Source organism: Streptomyces sp. GQFP (genome assembly GCF_021545335.1).
In the GTDB taxonomy this organism is placed as follows: Bacteria; Actinomycetota; Actinomycetes; order Streptomycetales; family Streptomycetaceae; genus Streptomyces.
The window spans coordinates 3733652-3757118 of the sequence record NZ_CP089312.1; the positions used below are offsets into that span (position 1 = coordinate 3733652).

At 69.0% G+C, this 23467-nt stretch carries 19 protein-coding genes; 8 read left to right on the forward strand and 11 right to left on the reverse strand.

Translation table 11 applies throughout. The annotated features are described in order from the left end of the window. Positions 1 to 16: 16 nt before the first annotated feature. Entirely contained in the window at positions 17 to 442 is a 426-nt protein-coding gene (locus tag LUX31_RS16345; protein WP_235475517.1) for an ATP-binding protein, read from the forward strand. 27 nt (positions 443 to 469) lie between these two features. On the opposite strand, the gene LUX31_RS16350 is transcribed toward LUX31_RS16345, so the two are convergent. The 5 genes from LUX31_RS16350 to LUX31_RS16370 form a co-directional block, all read right to left on the reverse strand. Beyond that, positions 470 to 1390, reverse strand: a complete 921-nt coding sequence (locus tag LUX31_RS16350) for a hypothetical protein (protein WP_235475518.1) — start codon at positions 1388 to 1390, stop codon at positions 470 to 472. Positions 1391 to 1432: 42 nt separating this feature from the next. Next, on the reverse strand, positions 1433 to 2323 hold the full coding sequence (locus tag LUX31_RS16355) for a hypothetical protein (protein ID WP_235475519.1): 891 nt from the start codon (positions 2321 to 2323) through the stop codon (positions 1433 to 1435). Positions 2324 to 2338: 15 nt separating this feature from the next. Beyond that, positions 2339 to 2920, reverse strand: a complete 582-nt coding sequence (locus tag LUX31_RS16360; protein ID WP_235475520.1) for a hypothetical protein — start codon at positions 2918 to 2920, stop codon at positions 2339 to 2341. Positions 2921 to 2985: 65 nt separating this feature from the next. Beyond that, positions 2986 to 4191, reverse strand: coding sequence for an enoyl-CoA hydratase/isomerase family protein (locus LUX31_RS16365; RefSeq protein ID WP_235475521.1), 1206 nt, complete (start codon positions 4189 to 4191; stop codon positions 2986 to 2988). Between the two features lies 1 nt (position 4192). Continuing rightward, positions 4193 to 4501, reverse strand: coding sequence for a hypothetical protein (locus LUX31_RS16370; protein ID WP_235475522.1), 309 nt, complete (start codon positions 4499 to 4501; stop codon positions 4193 to 4195). Between the two features lie 398 nt (positions 4502 to 4899). Between LUX31_RS16370 and LUX31_RS16375 the strand changes: the two genes are divergently transcribed. After that, entirely contained in the window at positions 4900 to 6465 is a 1566-nt protein-coding gene (locus tag LUX31_RS16375) for an MFS transporter (protein WP_235479942.1), read from the forward strand. A 210-nt stretch (positions 6466 to 6675) separates the two neighbouring features. Further along, a complete protein-coding gene (locus LUX31_RS16380; protein WP_235475523.1) occupies positions 6676 to 7668 on the forward strand; it encodes an Lrp/AsnC family transcriptional regulator in 993 nt (330 codons plus the stop codon). 55 nt (positions 7669 to 7723) lie between these two features. Here the strand turns inward: LUX31_RS16380 and LUX31_RS16385 are convergent, their stop codons facing one another. The 6 genes from LUX31_RS16385 to rpsL form a co-directional block, all read right to left on the reverse strand. After that, positions 7724 to 8791, reverse strand: a complete 1068-nt coding sequence (locus LUX31_RS16385; RefSeq protein ID WP_235475524.1) for an endo-1,4-beta-xylanase — start codon at positions 8789 to 8791, stop codon at positions 7724 to 7726. 31 nt (positions 8792 to 8822) lie between these two features. Further along, positions 8823 to 11912 carry a glycosyl hydrolase 115 family protein gene (locus tag LUX31_RS16390; RefSeq protein WP_235475525.1) on the reverse strand — a complete coding sequence of 1030 codons (3090 nt, stop codon included), beginning with the start codon at positions 11910 to 11912 and terminating at the stop codon, positions 8823 to 8825. A gap of 207 nt (positions 11913 to 12119) precedes the next feature. Further along, complete coding sequence (tuf, locus tag LUX31_RS16395) at positions 12120 to 13313, reverse strand: elongation factor Tu (RefSeq protein WP_235475526.1); 1194 nt, start codon at positions 13311 to 13313, stop codon at positions 12120 to 12122. Positions 13314 to 13456: 143 nt separating this feature from the next. Further along, entirely contained in the window at positions 13457 to 15583 is a 2127-nt protein-coding gene (fusA, locus tag LUX31_RS16400) for an elongation factor G (RefSeq protein ID WP_235475527.1), read from the reverse strand. Positions 15584 to 15622: 39 nt separating this feature from the next. After that, positions 15623 to 16093: a 30S ribosomal protein S7 gene (gene rpsG / locus LUX31_RS16405; protein WP_005481264.1), complete on the reverse strand. Its 471-nt coding sequence runs from the start codon at positions 16091 to 16093 to the stop codon at positions 15623 to 15625. Between the two features lie 3 nt (positions 16094 to 16096). Continuing rightward, positions 16097 to 16468, reverse strand: coding sequence for a 30S ribosomal protein S12 (gene rpsL / locus LUX31_RS16410; protein WP_003948652.1), 372 nt, complete (start codon positions 16466 to 16468; stop codon positions 16097 to 16099). Positions 16469 to 16885: 417 nt separating this feature from the next. Here rpsL and LUX31_RS16415 point away from each other — a divergent pair, with 417 nt between their 5' ends. The 5 genes from LUX31_RS16415 (at position 16886) to LUX31_RS16435 (ending at position 23416) form a co-directional block, all read left to right on the forward strand. Continuing rightward, positions 16886 to 17596, forward strand: coding sequence for a Crp/Fnr family transcriptional regulator (locus tag LUX31_RS16415; protein WP_235475528.1), 711 nt, complete (start codon positions 16886 to 16888; stop codon positions 17594 to 17596). A gap of 288 nt (positions 17597 to 17884) precedes the next feature. Beyond that, positions 17885 to 18790, forward strand: a complete 906-nt coding sequence (locus LUX31_RS16420) for a hypothetical protein (protein ID WP_235475529.1) — start codon at positions 17885 to 17887, stop codon at positions 18788 to 18790. Next, a complete protein-coding gene (locus LUX31_RS16425) occupies positions 18787 to 21042 on the forward strand; it encodes a hypothetical protein (RefSeq protein WP_235475530.1) in 2256 nt (751 codons plus the stop codon). The genes LUX31_RS16420 and LUX31_RS16425 overlap by 4 nt, the downstream gene beginning before the upstream one ends. Before the next feature lie 59 nt (positions 21043 to 21101). Then, positions 21102 to 22874: a hypothetical protein gene (locus LUX31_RS16430; RefSeq protein WP_235480201.1), complete on the forward strand. Its 1773-nt coding sequence runs from the start codon at positions 21102 to 21104 to the stop codon at positions 22872 to 22874. Beyond that, positions 22871 to 23416 (forward strand): Pycsar system effector family protein, encoded by a 546-nt coding sequence (locus LUX31_RS16435; protein WP_235475531.1) that lies wholly within the window; start codon positions 22871 to 22873, stop codon positions 23414 to 23416. Before LUX31_RS16430 ends, LUX31_RS16435 begins: the two co-directional genes overlap by 4 nt. Positions 23417 to 23467: the final 51 nt, after the last annotated feature.

Below are 23467 nucleotides of genomic sequence, written 5' to 3' on the forward strand. Positions count from 1 at the left end.
CGCCACGCTGAGTGACATGAATCAAGAAACCGCCGATCACCGGACCCAACACACCGGCCCCGTCCGCAACTTCAGTGCCCTCCTGCCCTCCACGCCCCGCGGAGCCCGGCAGGCCCGTCGACTGGCGGTGGAGCAACTCCGCGACTGGGGGCTCCCGTTGTACCCCGCGCAACACCTGGTCGCCGAACTCACGGCGAACGTCGTGACCCACGGCCGCGTACCGGGCCGCGACTTCCGGCTGGTGCTGTACGTCGTCGCCACCACCCTGCGCATCGAGGTGACGGACACCCGGGACGACCTGCTGCCGGGGGTACGGGATGCAGCGCCGGACAGCGAGTCGGGACGGGGACTGGTGATCGTGGAGGCCCTGGCGGACCGGTGGGGGGTGGAGTTGGGGCCGCGTCCTCGGAAGACGGTGTGGGCGGAGTGTGGAGTGGGGTGAGGGTTCGATCTGCCGTGCGGGCGGGGGTCAGCTCCGGAGGTCCTCCGGGTGGTACTCCATGTGCTTGAGTTCGGTGCCGTTCCCGTCCATGACCATGCTCAGGCCGGAGTGGCCGAAGAGCGCTTCGACCTCGCTCAGTGCCAGCACTTCGACCCGGAAGCAGCCGCACGGGTTCCGCGTCACGAGCGGCAGCTCGGCATCCGGCGCTTGGGCCTCCGCGAAATCCTCAGCGGTGGTCCGCTGGGCAGGGGTGAGGGAGTCCAGCGGGATGAAGTCGGGAGGCTCGATCAGGAACTGGGTGAGCCGTTCTCGGCTGACGCTGTTCAGCCTGCACCATGAGCCGTCCGTGAAGACGATCTTTACGTCACGACTTGCCTGGAAGCTCCGCAGTTCAACTCTCTCGATGGTGGACCGAGGGGTTTCCCAGAGGAGTTCGTCGTCAACTCGATAGCGATTCCCTTTGACGTTGGGGAAGCCCACGATCACGAGCCGACGGTCGGTGACGACCGCGTGCGTTCGATACCGCTTCTCGGAGGAGCGGCCGGGGTCCAGCTGCCAGGGCAAGGTGCGGGCCACGGTGCCCTGCGCAGCCCATATCACCGGGAAGTCTTCGACCTCGTCCGCAGGGTCGTCCGACGACGTGTCGCTGCCGTCCCCGGAGTCCACATAACCGGTGAGGTTTCCGCCATGGGCGGAGAGGAATGCCAAGACGGCGACGCCTGCGGCAATCGCCACGCCCTTGACGGTGTTCCGGGCGATCGTGCCACTCGTCGAATGCGCTGTGTACGTCGGGCCCGCCGGCCAGCCGACGAGTTCACCCTGAATGTCGTGACGGTCCTGGTCGCGGAACCACCTCATCCCGCTGACGCGCATGACCGCGCCACTGGCGAAGGTGACCGGAGCGCGAGCAAGAAGTACCTCACCCTCGTCAGGCTCCCAGACGCTCATATCAGCATGGTTCTTTCCTCGTGCCGGCTGTGGATACCGGTGCTACAGATCGCCCGGCTTCGGCTGCGTGGGAGCACCCGAGTCGTCCATCAGGATGGAATGCGTCTCGAAGAGACCCTTCCCCGCCTTCGCCGGGACGCGGGCTTCGACGAGGACGATCCCGCTGGTCAGCCTCGTATACGCAGGCGGCTGCGCAGTTTCGGGGAGGTCTGCCATGAAGCGGGACACCCGCTCGCGCTGTGCGTCGGACAGGGCGCTCTCGGCAAGTCCCTGCGCTGTGCCCGAGAGGAACTCGGCGAGGCGCTCTGCGGTGTCGGGGCTGCCCGTGAAGAGACGGATCCAGGACTGGTCGGCGAAGGTGATGCGTACATCCGCGCCGACCTCGCTGAACTTCATGCGCCGGGCTCCGGCGATCGACTCCCGCGCGTACTCGCCCAGCACATCGGCCTTGTCGAGAGTGCCGCTCCGGGTGCCGAGGAAGAGCAACCGCCGACTGGTCAGGGCCAGATCCGTGGTGTATCCCTCCGGACGCCGCCCCGGATCCAGCTGCCACGGTGCCGTACGCGCGAGGGTCCCGGGGGCTGCCCACATCACGGGGAAGTCGTCGACCTCGTTCTCCGGTTCCTCCGGCTTCCCTCGGACGGGGACGTCCCCGAAGGGCGAGCCGGAGGCTCCTCCGATGTTGGCGATGAGGTTCGCGATCAACGGGATACCGACGAGAAAGGCACGGCCTGCACGGCGAGCGGTCTGGTCGCCCACCGCATGCGGGCTGTAGACGGGACCGGACGGCCAGCCGGTCAACTCGTCCTGAATGTCGTCGCGCTCGGGGCCCCGGAACCATCTGCTGCCCGCGACCGCGGGAGCCACACCGGTGGCGAACTTGGCCGTGGCCCGGAGGAGCAGGTCTTCGTCGGCTGCGGGATACCAGTCCATCAGTACGTCTCTCTCCTACGTGAATTCCAGCGAGCCAACGATTCCTGCAATGGCGTGCGTGAACTCTTCCCATTGTTCTACGGAAGCCGTGTCCAAAGTGATCACGGCGGTGAACGGGCCGGTCGGGAACGGAATGTGCACCTGGATCTGCCCCATCACCAGTTCCTCGTCATTACCGCTTTTCGTGTACAGGCCGTCCACCACGAGCTTACGGAAGGCGATCACCGAGACCGCCGGACCGCAGGGCAGGTCGAGCCAGGTCACATCCCGCATGGGGTCGGGGCTCAGCACCGCGAAGATTCCCTGGGCGACGGTGTCCGGGTCCGCCTCTCCCGACTCGAACACGGCCACAGTGAGCGAACAGTGCGCCACCCCGCCGCCGTCCCCGATGTCGTACAGACCGATGCCGAAGAACGAGACACCGCCCGCCAGCATCTCCTGTGCCGTCGCGCCGTACAGACCGCTCATGGCCTCCCACAGGGGCTCCTCGCCCCGTGGGTAGATGTCCTGGACCAACTTCCGTACGGCTTCGGTCCGTTCGGTCTCGTCGAGGGAGACCTCGATCGCGTGCATACCCTCGGGCAGGCTGATGCTCATCGGCGGCAGCGCCATGCTCCACCCCCAGCACCCGGAGTTCCTCGGCGTTGTCCATACCGTGGTGCTCAGTTCCCGTAGTCGTTGGTGGCGATGGTGTGGGCCTTGTTTCCGGTGAGCGCCGACTTGATGGTGGCGTCCAGGGCGCGGCCCGCGTTGCTCATCGGCGCGATGATGTCCTCGGCGCTCTTGACGAACGGCAGTTTCGACCCGATCAGGTTGACTCCCTGAGTACCGAGCCATTGCCCCTGCCGGATGTTCTGCAGTCCGCTCTCGGCAGCGAGAGCCAGACGGCTGCCGCCCTCGCCGAGTTTGACGACCGGAGTGGCCTTCAACGGGCCGAAGAGAATGAACGTCTTGCTGATGTCCGTCACGCCGCGATAACCCGAGCCGAGCTTGGCGGCACGCGCGGTGGCACTGGTCCCCTTGGCCAGTGCCGCGGTCCCCGTAAGCCCCTTGACCCCCGGCAGGATGCCCAGCGCATCGAACCCGATGTCCGCCCAGCTCACATCCGCACCCGCCGCCTTCGCCACCACATGCGTCAGCAGTGCGGCCCCGCTCGTGATCATCGCTGCGGCGGCGAAGATCGCGCCGATCGGTTCGAAGGGAGCAGTGATGATCGCGAGCACCCCCAAGGCACTGCTGACCATGCTCAGTACATCGCCGATCTCCTTGATCAGGTCCGCGTGCTCCTTGAGCCAGTCCCCCGTAGCCCCCCACGCATCAGCGATTCCCGTACCCAGCTTGTCCCAGAAGCCGGGCTCGTCAGGAGCGATGTCGGCGGCCTTGTCCAGTTCCTTGCTGATCTGGCCGGCGGCCCGCCGGTAGCGTTCCTCGAGTTCGTGGACCTTCTGGATGACCCCGTTCACCGCGCTGGAGGTCTTGGCCAGGTCCTCGCTGCCCTTGCCGTCGGCCTTTGCCTCGGCCTCCGACTTGGCGTCGAGTTTCTCCTGGGCGGACTTGTCCAGGCGGTCCGTCTCGTCCTGGAAGTCCTGGAGTTCGCCCGCCCAGCGATGCAGCGCGCGTGAGGCCTTGTCGAAGGACTCGTGGCTCTTGCGGATCAGCGGGGTGACGTCCTCGCCTATGTACTCGGTGAAGGCGAGTGCGGCCTTGCCCTTCCAGGCGCCGCACTCGATCCGCTCCAACTCCCCGAGAGCCGTGCCCAGTTCGCTCGCCAGCTTGCCGAGCCGCTTGGCGAGTTCCCTGGTGTCCTCGACATTCCCGGGGGTGGGGTCCCAGCCGATGCTCGGCGGGACGATCCGCTGGCCGGCCACCTTACTTGCCCTTCTTCGCGGCCTTGGCGGACTTCAGGGACTCGGCCAGCTCCCGGTCGAGTCCGTCGAAGGTCTCGGCGATCTTGTTGATCATCTTCACAGCACCCTGGGTGTGCTTGCCGAGCTGTTTGATGCCGTAGCCCCAGTCGTCGGCGAAGTCCTGGACGTCCTCGACCAGTCCGCTCTCGCCGACACACGAGGCGTCCGCGCTGCGCAGGCTGCGGCGGGTCGTCTCCATGCGGTCACTGATCGAGGAGAACGTCTTCTTCAGGTCCGCGAATATGGTGTCGTCGAGGCGCAGGTCACTCATGGTGGTTCCCCCGTGAAACAAAAGTGCGATCAAAACACCGAAGTTATCGGTGGGGTCCGCGTCTTCGCCACACCGAACCCGCTCGGCAGGAACGGGGTTTGTGAATTCTTGGGGATCGAGCCGCACACGGCGGCCTCCCTGCCCCCGCGCCCTCCCTCGCCAGCGGCACTTCCCCTGACGCAAGCCAGCCAGTGTCGGAACTCTCCCCCATCGACGCCTTTTATGTCGGATTCCCGGTATCCAGCTCCCGTGGCTGGGTCCAGGAGCCCCACCCAGCGGAAAGTGACGCCCGAAGTCAGCTACCGCCGCGCCCGGCGCCCCCAAGGGAGAGTTTCGTGAACGTCAACGTCACGTCCACGGTGAAAGTGCCGCAGGAGCGGCGAGCGGCCACGCTCGTCATGGCCTGTCTCGGCGTGTTCGTCGCCTATCTGCCGGTGACCACCGTCTCGGCCAGCCTGCCCGCCATTCAGCGGGCCCTCGGTACCTCGACCTCGCAACTGTCCTGGGTGTCCGACGCGTTCGTGCTGCCCATGGCCGCCCTCATCCTGACCGCCGGTGTGTTCGGGGACGTGCACGGCCGGAAGAAGGTGTTCCAGGCCGGGCTGGCCTTCAGTGCTCTGGGCGCTCTGATCGCGCTGTGCGCGCAGTCCGTCGAGGTTGTGTGGGTCGGACAGGCGTTCGCGGGGCTCGGGGCCGCCGCTCTGCTGCCCACGACGCTCGCGCTGATCAGCCACGCCGTCCCCGACCCGCGTGAGCGCGGGAAGTTCATCGGGCTGTGGGCGACCGCCCTCATGTCAGCGCTGGCCATCGGTTCCCTCATCGCCGGCTTGATCCTCGAACACTTCGCCTGGCGCTGGATCTACCTCCTGCCCATCCCGGTCTCGCTGCTCGCGATGGCCTTCGCCGCGAAGCTGCTGACCGACTCCCGCGCCCCGGGCACCCGCCGCCTGGACTGGCCCGGCCAGGCCACCGCCGCGCTGACGATCACCGCCCTGGTGTACGGGATCATCGAGGGTGGCGTCACCTCCTTCACCGACCCCAAGGTCATGGTCGCGCTGTCCACCGCCGCCGTCGGAGCGGTCGCGTTCGTCATCGTGGAGCGCCGGAGCGCCGACCCGATGCTGGACCTGACGCTGTTCCGCAGCCCGGCCTTCACCGCCACCACCCTCATCGCCATGATCAGCTTCCTCGGTCTGATCGGCTTCTTCTTCGCGCTCAGCCTCTACTTCGGCATCGTCCAGCAGCTCAGCACCCTCGAAGCGGCCTACCGGCTGGTGATGGTGAGCATGGTCCCGCTGCTGCTCGGCGCCCCGGTCGGACGTCTGATGCACCGTGTCTCCCCCCGGCTGCTGATCCCGGGCGGCCTGGTGATCAGCGCCGCCGCGCTGCTGTCGCTCACCTCCATCGGTACGGACACCTCGTTCGGCTCGCTCGCCTGGCGGCTGGCCCTGCTCGGCTTCGGTCTGTCCTTCGTCATCACGCCGATGACCGCCACGGCCGTCAGTTCGGTGCCGTTCCACCAGGCCGGTATGGCCGCGGCCGGCAACAACGCCTTCCGGCAGGTCGGCGGCGCCCTCGGTCCCGCCGTCCTCGGCACCCTGCTGACCTCCAGGGCCATCGACGCCCTGCCCGACCATCTCCGTGACGCGGGTCTGACCGGGGCGACGGTCCGGCATGTCACCGCGGTCGCGGACAGCGGCGGGCTCAGTGCGGTCGGCGGACTCGACCTCGGCGCGGACACACCCCGGGTCATGGCCGCCCTGTCCGAGGCCTTCGTCGACGGACTCCGGCTCTGTCTGATCGTCTCGGCCGTACTGGCCCTGCTGGCCGCCGCTGTCGGAGCCGCCCTGCTGCGCCGCCAGCAGCACACGACACCCCGGGTCACCGCCCAGGGCACCCCGGCCCCCGTCCCGCACGCCACCACCGGCGCCGCGACACCCGACGTACCGGCGGCACGGCCCTGAGCGGATCGGATGACCCCGGGCCTGCCGGTACCGGCGCCGTCCGTGGGGACGGGTGCGGCGCCGCCTCCCGGGTGGCCCGGGACCGATCCCCCGGGTCCTGGGCCACACCGCGTCCGAGGGCGGCCTACGCTAAGACGACCCCCTCGATCAACGATGACCCCCTTTCGGCAGGTCACCGCCCCGCCTCCCACCCACAGCAGGAGAGTCCCGGTGGAGCACTCCACCCCCACTGCCCCGGACCACCTCGACGCCCTCGACCTCAAGCTGCTCGACGCGCTCCAGATCGACGGACGGGCCCCGTTCAGCCGTATCGCCGAGGTCCTCGGAGTCTCCGACCAGACGGTGGCCCGGCGTTTCCGGCGGCTGCGTACGACGGCGAGCCTGAGGGTGCTGGGCATGACCGACGCGAGTGTGCTCGGCCGGACCAGCTGGATCGTGCGGCTGCGCTGCACCCCCGACGTGGCCGAACAACTCGCGAACGCCCTGGCCCGGCGCCCCGACACCTCGTACATCGACCTGGTCTCGGGCGGGACCGAGGTGGTGTGCTCGATGCGGCCCCGCAGCCAGAAGGAGCGGGACGAACTGCTCTTCGACCGCCTCCAGCGCACACCCCGGGTCGTCTCCGTCAGCGCCCACTGTCTGCTGCACCACTTCTACGGCGGCGCACTGGGCTGGCTGAACAAGAACCGGGCGCTGGAGCCGGCGCAGGAGGAGGCCCTGCGTCCGCCCCGGACCGAGCCACCGGCCACGCCCGTACTCCTCGACGAGACCGACGAAGCGCTGCTCGCCCTGCTGCGGCGGGACGGCCGGGCCACGTTCGCCGAACTCCAGGCCGGCACCGGCCAGTCGGAGTCCGTCGTCCGACGGCGGCTGGAGCAACTGCGCTCCACCGGCGCCCTGTACTTCGACGTCCAGATCGACAACGCGGCTCTCGGCCAGGGCGTCACCGCGCTGCTCTGGCTGACCGTGAAGCCGTCCGCCCTCGACTCGGTCGGACGGTCGCTCGCGGCACACCCCGAGGTGAGTTTCGCCGCGGCGACCACCGGCCAGTCCAACATCGTCGCGGCCGTCAGCAACCGCAGCACAGGCACCCTGTACACGTACCTCACCGAGCGGATCGGCGTCCTCGACGGCGTCCACTCCGTCGAAACGACCCTGGCCCTCCGCCAGATCAAACAGCTCGCCTACGAACCGAGCCGCTGAGCCGCCGAGCCAACAGCCGCCAGCCGCCAGCCGCCAGCCGCGAGCCGCGCGAGAGTCAGCCTGCGGCCAGCCCCTCCCCCACCGCCGCATACGCCGGCTTCGGCCCGAACTCCTCGTCCATCAGCGTCGCCGCCCCCTGCCCGGCGAACACCCCCGGCACCCACGAGTACTTGTCGCTGAACCCCCACACCGTGAACGACGTGCACCGCCGGGCGTTCAGACAGGCGTCCAGCAGCCCCCGGAAGTACGTCGCCTGCGCCGCCAGTTTCGCCTCCTCCACGGGCAGGATCATGCGTACGTCGACCTCCGTGAACGCCGTCTGCATGCCCAGCTTCTCGAAGCGCGCGAGGTTCTCGGTGACCTGGCCCGGGAAGCCGTACTGGATCGCCAAGTGCCCCTGGATGCCGAAGCCCTGTACCGGCACGCCCTCTGCCCGCAGCCGCTTCGCCAGGTCGTAGTAGGCCGTCGACTTCGCGTTGACGCCCTCGACGTTGTAGTCGTTCAGGAACAGCCTGGCCTTCGGGTCGGCCGCGTGGGCCCAGCGGAAGGCGTCCTCGATGTACGACGGACCCAGCTCACGCAGCCAGATCGAGTCGCGCAGCGAACCGTCCTCCTCGAAGACCTCGTTCACCACGTCCCACTCATAGATCTTGCCCTTGTACCGCTTCACCTCCTTCGTGATGTGGGCCTTCAGAATCCCGCGCAGCTCCTCCGCCCCGATCGATCCGTCCGCCACCCCTGTCGTCAGCCAGCCCGGCAACTGGCTGTGCCACACCAGCGTGTGGCCCCGCACCGCCTGCCCGTGCGCCCGCGCGAAACGCACCAGGTCATCGGCCTTCCCCCAGTCGTACGTCCCCCGACTCGGCTCGACCGATTCCCACTTCATCACGTTCTCGGCGGTAACTGAATTGAACTCCCGTGCGACTTTTCGGCGATATGTCGTATCGTCGGCCAGCGCCGCCATGTCCACGGCAGTGCCGATGCGTACGCCGGTACCGGCCGCCAAAGCCCTCAGCGGGACGGGGTCCGGGTGCGCCGACGCCGGCTGCGCACCCGCGCCGGTGATCAGAAGCGCCACGCCCACCAGCGCGACGGCGGAAACGGGCATGCGGAAGCCGTTCATGTGCGGTCCCTTCACTCGGTGTATTACCTCTTCAGCGGATGCGGCGGCTCTCCAACGGCCCCAGATACGTCGGCGTCAGCCCACCCGTGTCGATCACCAGCCGCTGCACCACAACCGTCGGATCGACCACCCAGAACTTCAGCCGGTGCACCCCCGCCGCAGCCACCGCATGCCTGGTCGCCGTCACATTCACGTTGTCGGACGTGTGCCGTGCCCACTGCTTGTTCATCAGGCCGTCGTCCGCGCCCGTGACGGCGTGGATGTCGACCTGCTGCGGCTCGCCCTCGTCGAACGAGACCGCGTACCGCAGCCCGCCCGTCGGAAGCGTCGGGTTGCGCGGCGACAGATACGCCCACACCGTCACCTCACCCGCCGACAGCAAACCGACCTCGTACTCCAGCCGCGCCGAACCCCCTCCCGGCGTCCGGCGCGGAGCCGTCACCGGCCAGGGCGTCATCCCCGCGCCCGTCCGCCCGATACGGTCCAGCCGCCGCCAACTCCCCACCGCCCGCGAGTGGTTGTCGGCGTCGATCGCCACATAACCCCCCGCCTCCACGAACCCCCGCAGCCCCCGCCGTTCCCTCCGCGACGGCTTCTCCACCACGCACCCGACCACCACCGACGCCCCCGCGCCCGACACCGTCAACGAGGCCTCCGTGCGACCGTCCGGCACCTGCTCCCAGTCCACCGCCACCGCCAGCCGCACCTGCTGTTCGACCCGCCCGCTCGGCCGATCCACCACCAGCCACGGCGCCGACGACTCCACCCGGTACGCGAAGGGCGTACGCCCCCGGTTGAACACCTCGACGTACTGGTCGGGCCGCGTCTGGTAGGGACTGAACACCGGCAGCACGGCCTCCCGATCCGCACCCCCCGGCCACCACTCCCCCGAGTCCTCGGCGCCGTCGACCGACACCCCCAACTCCCCGTCCACCGGCAGCTCGACCCGCCGCACGGCCGGGAACAGCACGTCCGGGATTGCCACGTTGTCCTTCTCGGGCTGCTGCCAGGGCGCGTTGGGCCCGTACCGTTCCACGTCGCCGTAGTCGATGTGCGGCTGGGTCTGGAAGCCCTCCCATTTGCCGCCGGCCACCCCGTAGTTGAAGTGATCGGCGAGCGCGAAGTCCCGTTCCAGGCCGGCTTCCGCCTCCGCCGCGCGGTCGTTGGTCGCCGCGCGCCCCTGAGCCGCGTACAGAAGGTTCTTGAACTCGGCCTCGCGCAGGGCGTACAGGTTGGCGGTCGCCGTCACCTCGTACCCGACCAGCTCGTACCACGCGTCCTGCGCCGACGGGGGCAGCCTCCGCCCCACCCGCTCCGTCTCCCGCGCCAGCCCCCGCCACTCCTCCGTCGCCCGCTCCAACTCCCGGTGGGCAAAGCGGAAAGGCGTCTCCTGGTCGTCGTACACGATCGCCGACTCGTCCTTCGTCGGGTCCTTCGCGGGGTCCAGGGTGATACGGCGGTTGAGCAACTCCGGCTTGCGCCGGGCCTGGAGCTGCCCGTACTCGGCGAGCACCGACGCGATCGCCGCCGCGTGCTCGGCCCCGAAGTTCTGGCGGGCGTACCGCCGTTCCCACTCCTCCAGGCTGGACAGGTCCCAACGATCCGGATTCCAGGCGTAGTTGAGGAAGAACTCGGTCGGGAGTTCGTTCCCCTTCAGGTCGCCCACGTTCGTCACCCACAGGCCGTGGTTCCCGTACGCGTGCGCCTGGTGGAGCTGGTCCCAGAGGTTCTGGAGGTTGACCGTGTCCACCCACTTGTAGTTGCGGCCGACGCCGACGTAGTCGAAGTGGTAGTACAGGCCGTAGCCGCCGCTCGTCGCCGGTTCCGCCGGGTCCGGGTGCTTGCGGATGTTGCCCCAGTTGTCGTCCGTCAGGACAACCGTGACGTCGCCCGGAACCCTCAACCCCCGGTCCCAGTACCGCTGGACCTCCTTGTACAGGGTCCACACCTGCGGGGTTTCCGACAGCGGCCTGCCCGTCACCTCAGCGATGATCCCCCTCTGCGTCTCAATGATCTCCCGCATCAGCTCGATGCCGTCGCCGTCCGGCAGGCTGGTGTCGCCGTTGCCGCGCATGCCCAGCGTGACGACGCCCTCGAAGTCCTCGTCGACCATGCGCTGGATGCCGTCGCGCCAATACGCCCTTACCGCCGCCGCGTTCCGCCGGTACGACCACTCGCCCGTGCCCCCGTACGGGTCGCGGCCGGGCGTCACGATGTTCCCCGCGCTGTCGCGTACCGCCGGTACCGCGTGCCGGTTCCACTCCTCGATGCCCCGCATCATCGGCGCCTCGTGGGACGTACCCATGACGATGCCGTACGCCTTCGCCCGAGCATGGTTCTCCGGGTCGTCCTCGGCGAACGCCCTGCCCCACACCGCCGGCCAGAGATAGTTCGCCTTCAGGCGCAGCAGCACCTCGAAGACCCGCTCGAAGAAGGCCGCGTTGAAGCCTCCGGGGTGGCCCGGCGCCTTCCCGGGGCCGAAGAACCTCGGTGCCCAGGTGCCCAGCGCCGGGTTCTCGTCGTTGATGAAGATCCCGCGGTACTTCACGGCCGGGGTGCCCTGCGTGAACCGGCCCGGCAGGACGTACACCGCGTCCCGGTGGACCGGCGGGACGTCGTCCCACCAGTACCAGGGCGAGACCCCGATGCCGTACGAGACGTCGTACGCCCCGAAGATCGTGCCGCGCGGGTCGCTGCCCGCGATGACAAACGCACGCTCAACCCCGGGCATCGGACGCTCCACGACCGTCTGCAGCGAGGTCTCCCAGCGGCCCGCGATGCCCGTGACGTCCAGCTTGCCGGCGCGGACCAGACCGTCGATCAGCGGGCTGCGGCCTATCGTGCCGACGAGGATCACCTCTCGGGCGACGGTCGCGCCCGGACGTACACCTGTGACGCGTTCGATGTCGTCCCGCAGGTCGGCGGCCACTCGTACGACTCCGGGGTGGTCGTCCGTGCTGACCACGACCGGGGCGCCGACCAGCGCGAACGCCCCGCCGGTGAACGAGATGTACCCGCCGGCGTCGGTGCGGCGGGCCCCTGCCCATGCCACCCCCGACAGCACCGGCACCGCGGCAAGACCGGCCCCAAGAACAGCTCTACGACTGACGGCCCCAGACATGGCACACCCCTCCACGCGAATTTGGTCAGCGGCATGACAAATAGTGGGGCGAGTGCGCGGAGTGAACAACGGGTCGTACGCGCCGAATAGTTTCGTAACAGTGACCAGCAAACCGGGCACAGCAAAGGGGCCCGTACGACCGAAGTCGTACGGGCCCCTCTGAAGAACTGCCCGAAGTACCGGGTCAGGCTGTCAAGCCAACAAGACTTACTTGTTGATCTTGATGACCTGGCCGGCGCCCACGGTCCGGCCACCCTCACGGATGGCGAACTTCAGGCCCTCTTCCATGGCGATGGGCTGGATGAGCTCGACGCTCATCTCGGTGTTGTCGCCCGGCATGACCATCTCGGTGCCCTCGGGGAGGGTCACGACGCCGGTCACGTCCGTGGTGCGGAAGTAGAACTGGGGGCGGTAGTTGTTGAAGAACGGCGTGTGACGGCCGCCCTCGTCCTTGGACAGGATGTAGGCCTGCGCCTCGAACGAGGTGTGCGGGGTGACCGAGCCGGGCTTGATGATGACCTGGCCGCGCTCGACGTCCTCGCGCTTGATGCCACGGAGGAGCAGACCGACGTTCTCGCCCGCCTGGCCCTCGTCGAGCAGCTTGCGGAACATCTCGATGCCGGTGACCGTGGTGGTGGTCTTCTCCTGCTTGATGCCGATGATGTCAACGGTCTCGTTGACCTTCAGGACACCACGCTCGATACGGCCGGTGACGACCGTACCGCGACCGGTGATCGTGAAGACGTCCTCGACGGGCATGAGGAACGGCTTGTCGACGTCACGCTCGGGGGTCGGGATCGCCTCGTCGACGGCGGCCATGAGGTCGAGAACCGACTGACCCCACTCGGCGTCGCCCTCGAGCGCCTTGAGCGCCGAGACCTTGACGACCGGCAGGTCGTCGCCCGGGAACTCGTACTCGGAGAGGAGCTCACGGACCTCGAGCTCGACGAGCTCCAGGATCTCCTCGTCGTCCACCATGTCGGCCTTGTTCAGGGCGACGACGATGTACGGCACGCCGACCTGGCGGGCCAGGAGCACGTGCTCCTTGGTCTGCGGCATCGGGCCGTCGGTGGCGGCCACGACCAGGATCGCACCGTCCATCTGGGCGGCACCGGTGATCATGTTCTTGATGTAGTCCGCGTGACCCGGGCAGTCGACGTGGGCGTAGTGACGACCCTCCGTCTGGTACTCGACGTGCGCGATGGAGATGGTGATACCGCGCTGGCGCTCTTCCGGAGCCTTGTCGATCTGGTCGAAGGCCGAGGCCTCGTTCAGGTCGGGGTACTTGTCGTGCAGCACCTTGGTAATGGCGGCCGTGAGGGTCGTCTTACCGTGGTCGATGTGACCGATGGTGCCGATGTTGACGTGCGGCTTAGTCCGCTCGAACTTTGCCTTCGCCACTGGGGTCCTCCTGCGGAGTGGTTCTGGTACGCCTTACTCATCGGCGCCAGGTGATCTTTGCTGGGATGCCGCCCGCCGGGCTCTGCCCTCCCGGGTGAGCCCCGGCGGTCGGTGTCAAGCCTAAAGCGTGTAAACGGTGTGTGTTACTCGCCCTTGGCCTTCGCGATGATCTCCTCGGCGACGTTCCGGGGAACCTCGGCGTAGGAGTCGAACTGCATCGAGTAGCTTGCGCGACCCGAGGTCTTGCTGCGGAGGTCACCGACGTAGCCGAACATCTCCGAGAGGGGCACGAGGCCCTTCACGACGCGGGCACCGGCACGCTCCTCCATGGCCTGGATCTGACCACGGCGGGAGTTGATGTCGCCGATGACCTCACCCATGTAGTCCTCGGGCGTGGTGACCTCTACGGCCATCATCGGCTCCAGGAGCACGGGGCTGGCCTTGCGCGCGGCCTCCTTGAAGGCCTGCGAGCCGGCGATCTTGAACGCCAGTTCGGAGGAGTCGACCTCGTGGTAGCCGCCGTCGAGAAGGATGACGCGGACGCCAGTCATCTCGTAGCCGGCCAGGATGCCGAACTGCATGGCCTCCTGCGCACCGGCGTCCACCGACGGGATGTACTCCCGCGGGATACGGCCACCGGTGACCTTGTTCACGAACTCGTACGCGGCGTCGCCGTCCACGATCGGCTCGATCGCGATCTGCACCTTGGCGAACTGACCGGTACCACCGGTCTGCTTCTTGTGCGTGTAGTCGTGACGCTCGACGGCCTTGCGGATCGTCTCGCGGTACGCGACCTGCGGCTTGCCGACGTTGGCCTCGACCCTGAACTCGCGCTTCATACGGTCGACCAGCACCTCAAGGTGCAGTTCGCCCATACCGCCGAGGATGGTCTGGCCCGTCTCCTCGTCCGAGTGAACGTGGAAGGAGGGGTCCTCCTCCGCGAGACGCTGGATGGCGACACCCAGCTTCTCCTGGTCACCCTTGGACTTGGGCTCGATGGCGACCTGGATGACCGGCGCCGGGAAGTCCATGGACTCCAGGATCACCGGGGCCTTGTCGTCGCACAGCGTCTCACCGGTCGTGGTCTGCTTCAGACCCATCACGGCGACGATGTCACCGGCGCCCACCGCCTCGATCTCCTCACGCTTGTTCGCGTGCATACGGTAGATCTTGCCGATGCGCTCCTTCTTGCCCTTGACGGAGTTCAGCACCGCGGTGCCGGTCTCCAGGCGTCCGGAGTAGATGCGTACGAACGTGAGCTTGCCGAGGTGCGGGTCGCTCATGATCTTGAACGCGAGCGCGGACAGCGGCTCGTCCACGGACGGCTTGCGCTTGACGACCTGCTCGGGGTCCTTCACGTCGTGACCTTCGATGGCCTCGACGTCGAGCGGGGTCGGCAGGTAGCGCACGACCGCGTCGAGCAGGGGCTGGACGCCCTTGTTCTTGAACGCGGTGCCACAGAACACCGGGGTGACCGTGACGCCGGTGGACTTGCCGGACGCGATGGTGATGCGACGGATCGCGGCGTACAGCTGCTCCTCGGTGGGCTCCTGGCCCTCCAGGAACAGCTCCATGATCTCGTCGTCGTTCTCGGCGACGGCCTCGACGAGCTTGCCGCGGTACTCCTCGGCAGCCTCGACGTGCGTGGCCGGGATGTCGACGACGTCGTACATCTCGCCCTTGGCGGCCTCGGCGGACCACACGAGCGCCTTCATGCGGACCAGGTCCACAACGCCCTTGAAGTCCATCTCGGCACCGATCGGAAGCTGCATGATCAGCGGCACCGCACCGAGGCGGTCCCGGATCATGTCGACGCAGCGGTGGAACTCCGCGCCGGTCCGGTCGAGCTTGTTGACGAAGCAGATGCGCGGCACGCCGTAACGGTCGGCCTGACGCCACACCGTCTCGGACTGCGGCTCGACACCCGCGACGCCGTCGAACACGGTGACGGCACCGTCGAGGACGCGGAGCGAACGCTCCACCTCGACCGTGAAGTCGACGTGCCCGGGGGTGTCGATGATGTTGATCGTGTAGTCGTTGTCCTCAAGCGGCCAGTGACAGGTGGTGGCAGCAGAGGTGATCGTGATGCCACGCTCCTGCTCCTGCTCCATCCAGTCCATGGTGGCGGCGCCGTCGTGGACTTCACCGATCTTGTAGCTGACGCCGGTGTAGAAGAGGATCCGCTCTGTGGTGGTCGTCTTACCCGCGTCGATGTGAGCCATGATCCCGATGTTGCGGACCCTGGCCAGGTCAAGTGAAGTGGTAGCCATAAGGCTTCGGTCTTCTCTCGGTCTCGATGGGGGCTGCGACTACCAGCGGTAGTGCGCGAAGGCCTTGTTGGACTCGGCCATCTTGTGGGTGTCCTCGCGCTTCTTCACGGCCGCACCGAGGCCGTTCGAGGCGTCGAGCAGCTCGTTGAGCAGACGCTCGGTCATGGTCTTCTCGCGACGGGCGCGGGAGTAACCGACCAGCCAGCGCAGCGCGAGCGTGTTGGCGCGACCGGGCTTGACCTCGATCGGAACCTGGTACGTCGCACCACCGACACGGCGGGACTTGACCTCGAGGGTCGGCTTGATGTTCTCCAGCGCGCGCTTCAGCGTGATGACCGGGTCGTTGCTGGTCTTCTCGCGCAGGCCCTCCATGGCGCCGTACACGATGCGCTCGGCGGTGGAGCGCTTGCCGTTCAGCAGCACCTTGTTGATCAGGGAGGTGACAAGAGGAGAACCGTAGACCGGGTCGATGATGACCGGGCGCTTCGGGGCGGGGCCCTTACGAGGCATTTTCTACTTCTCCTTCTTGGCGCCGTAGCGGCTGCGGGCCTGCTTGCGGTTCTTGACACCCTGGGTGTCAAGGGAGCCGCGGATGATCTTGTAGCGAACACCGGGCAGGTCCTTCACACGGCCACCACGCACGAGCACGATGGAGTGCTCCTGCAGGTTGTGTCCCTCACCCGGAATGTAAGCCGTGACCTCGATCCCGCTGGTCAGACGCACACGCGCGACCTTACGCAGGGCCGAGTTCGGCTTCTTCGGGGTGGTCGTGAACACACGCGTGCAGACGCCACGGCGCTGGGGCGAGCCCTCAAGCGCGGGCGTCTTGTTCTTCTCGACCTTGTCCTGCCGGCCCTTCCGGACCAGCTGCTGGATCGTAGGCACTACTTCTCCGGTTTCTGTGTGCCGATGGTGAAGCTAACCTGGAACATCGCCGACCCACGCGGTCGGGTGTGTCGAATACTGCAGACTCCCGCCGGCAAGGCGAAAAGGGCGCAGATTGCGGTGGCCGCTTACAGCTCCCCGTACGGTTCGAAGGCACGCACGAGGGCCAGGGCACACCCCAGGCACAAGGTCTGAGCGTACCTACCTCAACGACTTCGGTCAAAACAAATGGACGCCGGTACGACCTGCCGCGCTCCGGGCGGCGCCCGAGCCACCGTTTGTTTGCTTCTAGCAGCTTTGCATGCCTTACGCACGGCTTGCTGGCCAAGGTGGCTGATTCGCGCCCTTTACAGCCCCGTGGACTTGCCCGTTCAGTACCTTGATCCGTCCGCTGCGACGATTCGGGGGCAGAGCGTGATGAGGACGGCGGCGCATTCACTGGACGACGGGGGCCTGGACGACCGGGTGCCCTTCCTGGCCCGCCTGGAACAGGAGGACCGCACGGCCCTCCTGTCTCTGGGCCGCGAACTGAATTTCGCCACCCGGGTGGCCCTGATACATCAGAGCGAGCCCTCCTCCCACGTCCTCTTCCTGGTCCAGGGCTGGACAAAGGTGACGGCCTCGGCCGCCAACGGCTACGAGGCCCTGCTCGCCCTGCGCGGCCCCGGCGACATAGTCGGCGAGTCGGCGGCGCTCACCGGCCGCCCCCGGTCCGCCACGGTGACCGCGCTGGAGGCGGTACGGGCGGTGGCCGTCGACCACGAACGCTTCAAAGACTTCCTGGGCCGTTCACCGGCTGTTTCGTTCGCCCTCCTGGGCCTCACGGCCGACCGCACCCGGGCCGCCGACCGCCGCCGCCTGGAGTTCGCGTCCATGAACGTACGGGAACGCTTCGCGATCCTCCTCCTCGACCTCGCCCGCACCCACGGCCGCCGCACCCCCGAGGGCATCGAACTCTCGGTCCCCCTGAGCAAGCAGGAGCTGGCGGGCTCGGTGGGCGCGTCGAGGGAGATGGTCCAGCGGCTCCTCCGGGAACTGCGGGAGAAGGAGGCGGTGGAGACGGGGAGGCGGGCGCTGCTTATTCGGAGGCCGGACATTTTGCGGAGGATCGCGGCGGCCGAGGGTTAGCCGGGCGGACGGTGGGTTGCGGGTGGGGCGGCTCGTGTCTGCGGGGGTCCTTTCAGCGCCGGCCCGCATCTCCAGCCCGTCCGGCGATTGAGGACGAGGCCGTTCAGGCCGAAGCGGGGGTCTGGGGGCGGCAGCCCCCAGGTACGACGCTCACCTCAACTCCCGCAGCCACCAACCCCCTTATGTGTACCCCTACACACTCCGACTGCGTCATCCGCCCTCACACCGCACCGTCCCCACCCGCCACGCTGCTGCAAGCAACCCCCACACGCATGTCGAAGGGCGACCATGACCGACCCCGTGAGCCGCACGATCCTGCTGCTGGACATAGAGAGGTTCAGCGACCGGGACGACGTGGAGCAGGCCTACCTGCGGCGCATGCTGTACGACATCACCGACCGCGCGCTCGAAAGCGCCGGCATCGACGAGACCCGCCGCCTGCGTGCCGACCGCGGGGACTCCGTGATGGAGCTGATCGACGCGAACGCCCCGGTCACCGCCCTGCTGCGCGCCCTGCTCGTGGACGTCCCGGCCCAGCTGCGCGCCGTCAACCGCATGGCGTCCAGCTCGGCCCAGATCCGGCTGCGCGGGGTCGTCGCCACCGGGTACGTGGCCGTGGACGAGCACGACGGCTGGGTCGGCACCGACCTGAACAACGCCTGTCGGCTGCTGGACGCCCAGCTGCTGCGAGCGGCCCTGCGCGAACGCCCCCACGACTTCGCGCTGATCGTCTCGGACTCCCTGTACGGGGGTGTCGTACGGCACAACCACCCCGGCATCCCGGCCGACGAGTTCCATCCGGTCGGGGTCGACACCAAGAACGGCTCGATGAAGGCCTGGCTGCACGGACCGCTGCCCAGCGGATACGAGGCGGCCCCGGCCGGCACGGCCGACCAGGACCACCGTGACACGGGGGCGGGGGAGGCGCCGGGCGGTTCGGGGGACCGCCCGGCGCCGCAGACCCCGCAGTCACCGGAGACGAAAGAGACGAAGGGGACGCCGGAACCGAGGGTCCCCGCGCAGGGCACCTCGCCCGCACCCGAGAGCCGCCCCGCCCCGGGCCCCGTCTTCAACTTCAACGGGGCCGTCAGCATCGGCGGCAGCGTCGTGGCCGGCGACCAGCACGGCGTCAGCGGCGGACAGGTCACCGGGGACGTCAACATGGGCGGCCGCAACGGGGGTGACGGCTCGTGAGCACACCGGACGCGGCGGAGGCCACCCGTCCCGGGCCCGCCGACGACCCGGCCGCCTCCGACGACGGCAAGGACGGCAGAGACGGTGCCGCCAAGGAGGCGAAGGAGACCGAGGGCGCCGAGGGGTCGGAGGACCGCGAGCAGGCGCAGACCGCCTGGTCGGCCCGGCGCGACCTGATCGACCACAGCCCCCGGACGATGCGCTTCGGGGGCGATGCCCGCATCGGCGGCAGCGCGATCGCCGGCGACCAGCACGGCGTCAGCGGCGGACAGGTCACCGGCGACGTGATCATGGGCACGAAGACGGAGATCCACCAGTGGTCGATATCCGGGTTCTCCGCCCCGTCCGCCGCTGCCTCCGCCTCCGGCGAGGTCCCTCAGCCCACCCTCGACCGGCTCGCCGCCTCGTTCGTCGCCGCCGAGGCGACCGTCGAGGACCTGCTCGCCCGGCTGCGCCGCGACCGAGTCCTCGTCCTGTCCGGCGCCCGCTTCACCGGCAGACGTACGGCCGCCCTGACCCTCCTGCACCGGCTCGGGGCGGCCCCCGTACACACCCTCGACCGCGACACGGACCCGGCCACGCTGGCGGAGAGAGCCACGGCGACGGGGGAAACCGGCGAACGCCCCCAGGGAACGCCCCGGGGCTACGTCCTCGCCGACCTGGCCACCCGCCGCGACCGCCCGCTCCGCGAGCACCACCTCCTCGCCGCCCGCGACCGCCTGGCCGCGCAGGACGGATACCTCGTCGTCACCGTCGGCCACACGGCCGTACTGGAGGACGTACCGGTCGCCGAATGGCACGCGCCGCCCGCAGCCGACGTACTCGCAGCACACCTCCGCACCCGTGTCGAGGAAGAGGAGACCGCGAGGAAACTGCTCGAACTCCCGGACGTGACCGAGTTCCTGAGCCGCAGTCACCAGCTGCGCGAGGTCGCCGCCTTCGCCCAGCTGCTCGGCCGGCACGCGGCGGGCGAGGTCACCGAGGACGCCGTGGCCCAGTTCTCCCTCATATCCCTGGAGAACCAGGTCCAGGAGTGGTTCGAGGAGGACGAGGCGTCGATCCATCTGCGCGACAAGGCGTTCCTGGTCGCGCTGGCCGCGTTCGACGACGGCCCGTACGCCCTCACCGCCGAACTCAGCGATCTGCTCTACCGGTTCCTGCAGAAGACGCAGAACCCGGTGGGCGTCCCCGAGGTCCCCGTCTTCGGCACGCACATCGGCAAGCGGCTCCAACTCGCGCGCGCCGAGCGGTACGAGGACGACGAGCACACCGAGTGGGGTCCGGTGACCCAGCAGAAGGCCCGGTTCATCGACGACCGCGCCTCCCTAGTGCTCCTGCGCGAGGTCTGGACGGGCCATCCCTCCGCGCGCCCCGCGCTGATCAGCTGGCTGCGTCAACTGGCCGACGACGGACGCCCGTTGGTCCGCACCCGGGCCGCGTCCACGGTGGCCGTCCTGGCCCGCACGGACCTGCCCTCGGCGATGGCCCTGGTCATCGAACCCTGGGCGACCTCCAACCGCTTCCGGCACCGGCTGGTGGCCGTCAACTCGCTCACCCTCGCGCACCTCATCGACACGCCGAACATCCCGCGCATCCTCGACGAGTGGTCCAGGCACGAGGACCGGCGGCTGCGCTGGGTGGCCGTACGGGCGTACGCGCTGATCGGCCCCGAACGCCCCGAGCAGGCCCTGGCCGCGCTGCGTACGGCGGCCCGCAGTCTGTACGACAACCTCGGCGACCGGGACGCCTTCGACCGCGAGATGGCCGACGAACTGCGGGAGGCCGTCGCCCTGTTGCTCCTCTCCGAGGCCGGTGACACCGTCCTCGCCGAACTCCGCACGCACCTGGACGACGACCGTCCGGTGCACGACCTGACCATCGGCGGCTTCGTCAGCGCCTGCCGCCGCACCCAGGACGACGAGCGGTACGGCCATCCGCTGGTCCTCGGCTGGTACGTGCGGTCGGTCACCGACCGCACGGCCGGCGCGCAGGGCGTCCCGTTCCTGTGGCGGGCGGCGCTGGGCGATCCGAACACGACCCGGTACGCCCTCGACGTACTGCGCGAGTGGGTCCTGATCGCCGACCGCTCGACGACCACGGAATGGGCCCTGGCGCATCTGCTCCCGACCCTGGTCACCACCCAGGCGGAGTACCAGCGCCTGGGCCACCTCCTGCGGACGATGCCGGGCGAGGACGGCGCGGCCCCACCGGCGGTGGCGGCCCGCCTCCTCACGACACTCCCGCTCCGCTAGCAAGCCACATACCGCTCACGCTCACGCTCACGCTCACGCTCACCGAGGAGCAACGCACGATGCCCGCCTTCCACCGCCCGCCCGAGTGGCAGCAGTCCGCGGACCGACACACCCAGCTGATCGACCCGGTCCTCACCGTGCGGCAACTGTCGCGCTTCGAACTCTCGTTGAAGTCGACGGTCCGTATCGACCACGCGCTCGTCTTCTCGACCGCCAAGGGCGGCTACGAGGCCTACCTCCCGCCCCGCCGTCCGACGCGCAGCGAGATCGCGGCCCGCCACTACACGGCGGTGTACGAGGTCGACATGGGCGTGCACCCGTTCTCCGGCACGCTCACACTCCCCAGCGACAACGACGCGTTCGAGTTCTCGGCCGAGGTCGACGTGTCCTGGCAGGTCGTCGACCCGGAGCGGTTCGTGGGCAGCGGCCACCGGGACGTGCCGGGCCTGCTCATCGGCGAACTCCAGCGCGCAGCACGGCCGGTGAGCCGACGCTTCCCGATCGCGGAGAGCGCGGCGGCCGAAGGGGAACTCCTCCAGGCGATCAACGTCCTGGGCCCACTGGGCGCCCCGGCGGGCCTCCAGACCACGTGGACCCTGCGCCTGCGCCGCGACCAGGAGAACATCGACCACCAGCGCCGCCTCCAGGCGATCGACCACTCGGCGACCGAGCAGGTACGGGCGGCCGAGCGCGGCTCCGAGGTCGACGTGGAGGTGGACCGCCGCAACCGTCAGCAGGACGCCCTCCAGATCGAGCGCGCGATGTCGTACGGCACCCAGCAGCAGCACCTGGCCCTGCAACAACAGCGCTGGGACTACGAACAGGCGGCCCTGCAGAGCAGCCAGCAGCACCAGCTCGCCATCCAACAGGGCCACCAGGAACTGGAGTTGCAGAAGATCGAGGCGGAGAAGATCGCCTACTACCAGTGGCACCTGTCCCAGGGCGGCGTCCAGCAGTGGGCCCTCCACCTGGCCCAGCACCCGGAGGACTCCCGCCTGGTCATGACGAGCATGCGCGACGATCAACTCCGCATGATCCAGGCCCAGATGGACCTGGTGAAGGACCTTCTCCACGGCGACAACGCGGAGAAGTTCGAGCTGGAGGGCCCGAAGCAGCTCGCCCTGCGCACAGTGAGCGACATCCTGACCCAACGCCTCCCGGGCGTACCGCAGAACCCGCCGTCGCTGCCGGGCGGGGAGGCGGCTCCCGGGGACCCGTACGGCGATCCGTACGGTGGCCCTTACGGGGCGGGGTACGGGCAGGGGGTGCCCGGGGTAGCTGGGGTGGCCGGGCAGTCGGGGGTCGTCCCTGGCCCGCAAGGACACGTACCCGGACAGCCGGGCCCCGTCCCGGGGCAGCCCGGCTCCGTGTACGGGACCCCGGGTGGACTTCCCAGCGACGCGACCCCGGCGCAGGCCCAGGCCGCCCAGCCGCCGGTGCCTCCGGGCGTCGCGGCCGGCCAGGCGCCGGCCGCCTCCGCCTGGGGCACGCAGCCCCCGGCTAGCCCGTATCCGCCTGCCCCGCAGGCGCCTGCGGCGCAGGCCCCGATGCCGGGTGCTGCCAGGCCGTACGGGGCCGCTCCCTCGTACGGCGTCCCGGGCGCCGCCGATGTACCCGGAGCGCCGCCCGCCGCGTACACGCCTCCGGCCACGGCCACGCGCCCGACGGGTGCGCCGTACCAGCAGCCGTACGCCGCTCCCCAAGCCCCCGCCTGGCAGCCGCCCCCCGGCTACGGCAGCACCCCGACCCTCCCCGAGCAGCAGAACGCAGCGGCGGACGAGCCGGCCGACGGGGACGAAACAGGGGAGGACAGGGCAGGCGGCGGCGCATGACCACGCTCGATCCGCACCGCACGCCGACGCCGCTCCCGCCGGACACGCCCGCCGACCCGACCCAGCTCTGCGAGCGCCTGCTCGCGGACCTCCGTACCGAGATCGCCCGTGCCGACAGCAAGGCGTCCGTCCTGGTCGCCGCGCTCGGGATGACCGCCGGTGTGTTCAGCGGGCTGCTCGCCGGGCGGAACTGGAACCCGGGCGCGCTGAGCACCTTCGGCACGGTCGTCTGGGGCGCCGGGGCCGGTTCCCTGGTGCTGTCGCTGTTCGCGCTGCTCCTCGCCGTCCTGCCCCGCCACCGCTCCGAACCGTGGACTCCGGGCCAGCCCCTCTCCTATTTCGCCGACATCCAACACGCCGTACGGCTCGGCCAGTTGGAGGCGGCGCTTGCCGACACCCAGCGCGATCCCACGGCCGCGCTCACCTCGGCGCTCACCGAGACAAGCCGTATCGCCACACGCAAGCACCAGTGGATCCGTGCCGGCCTGATCTCCTTCTGCACCGGCACGCTCCTCCTCCCCACCTCGCTGCTCATCGGCTGATCACACCGGACACCGGACCGCTCAGTCACCGTCCCCGCACGTGAAGGAAGA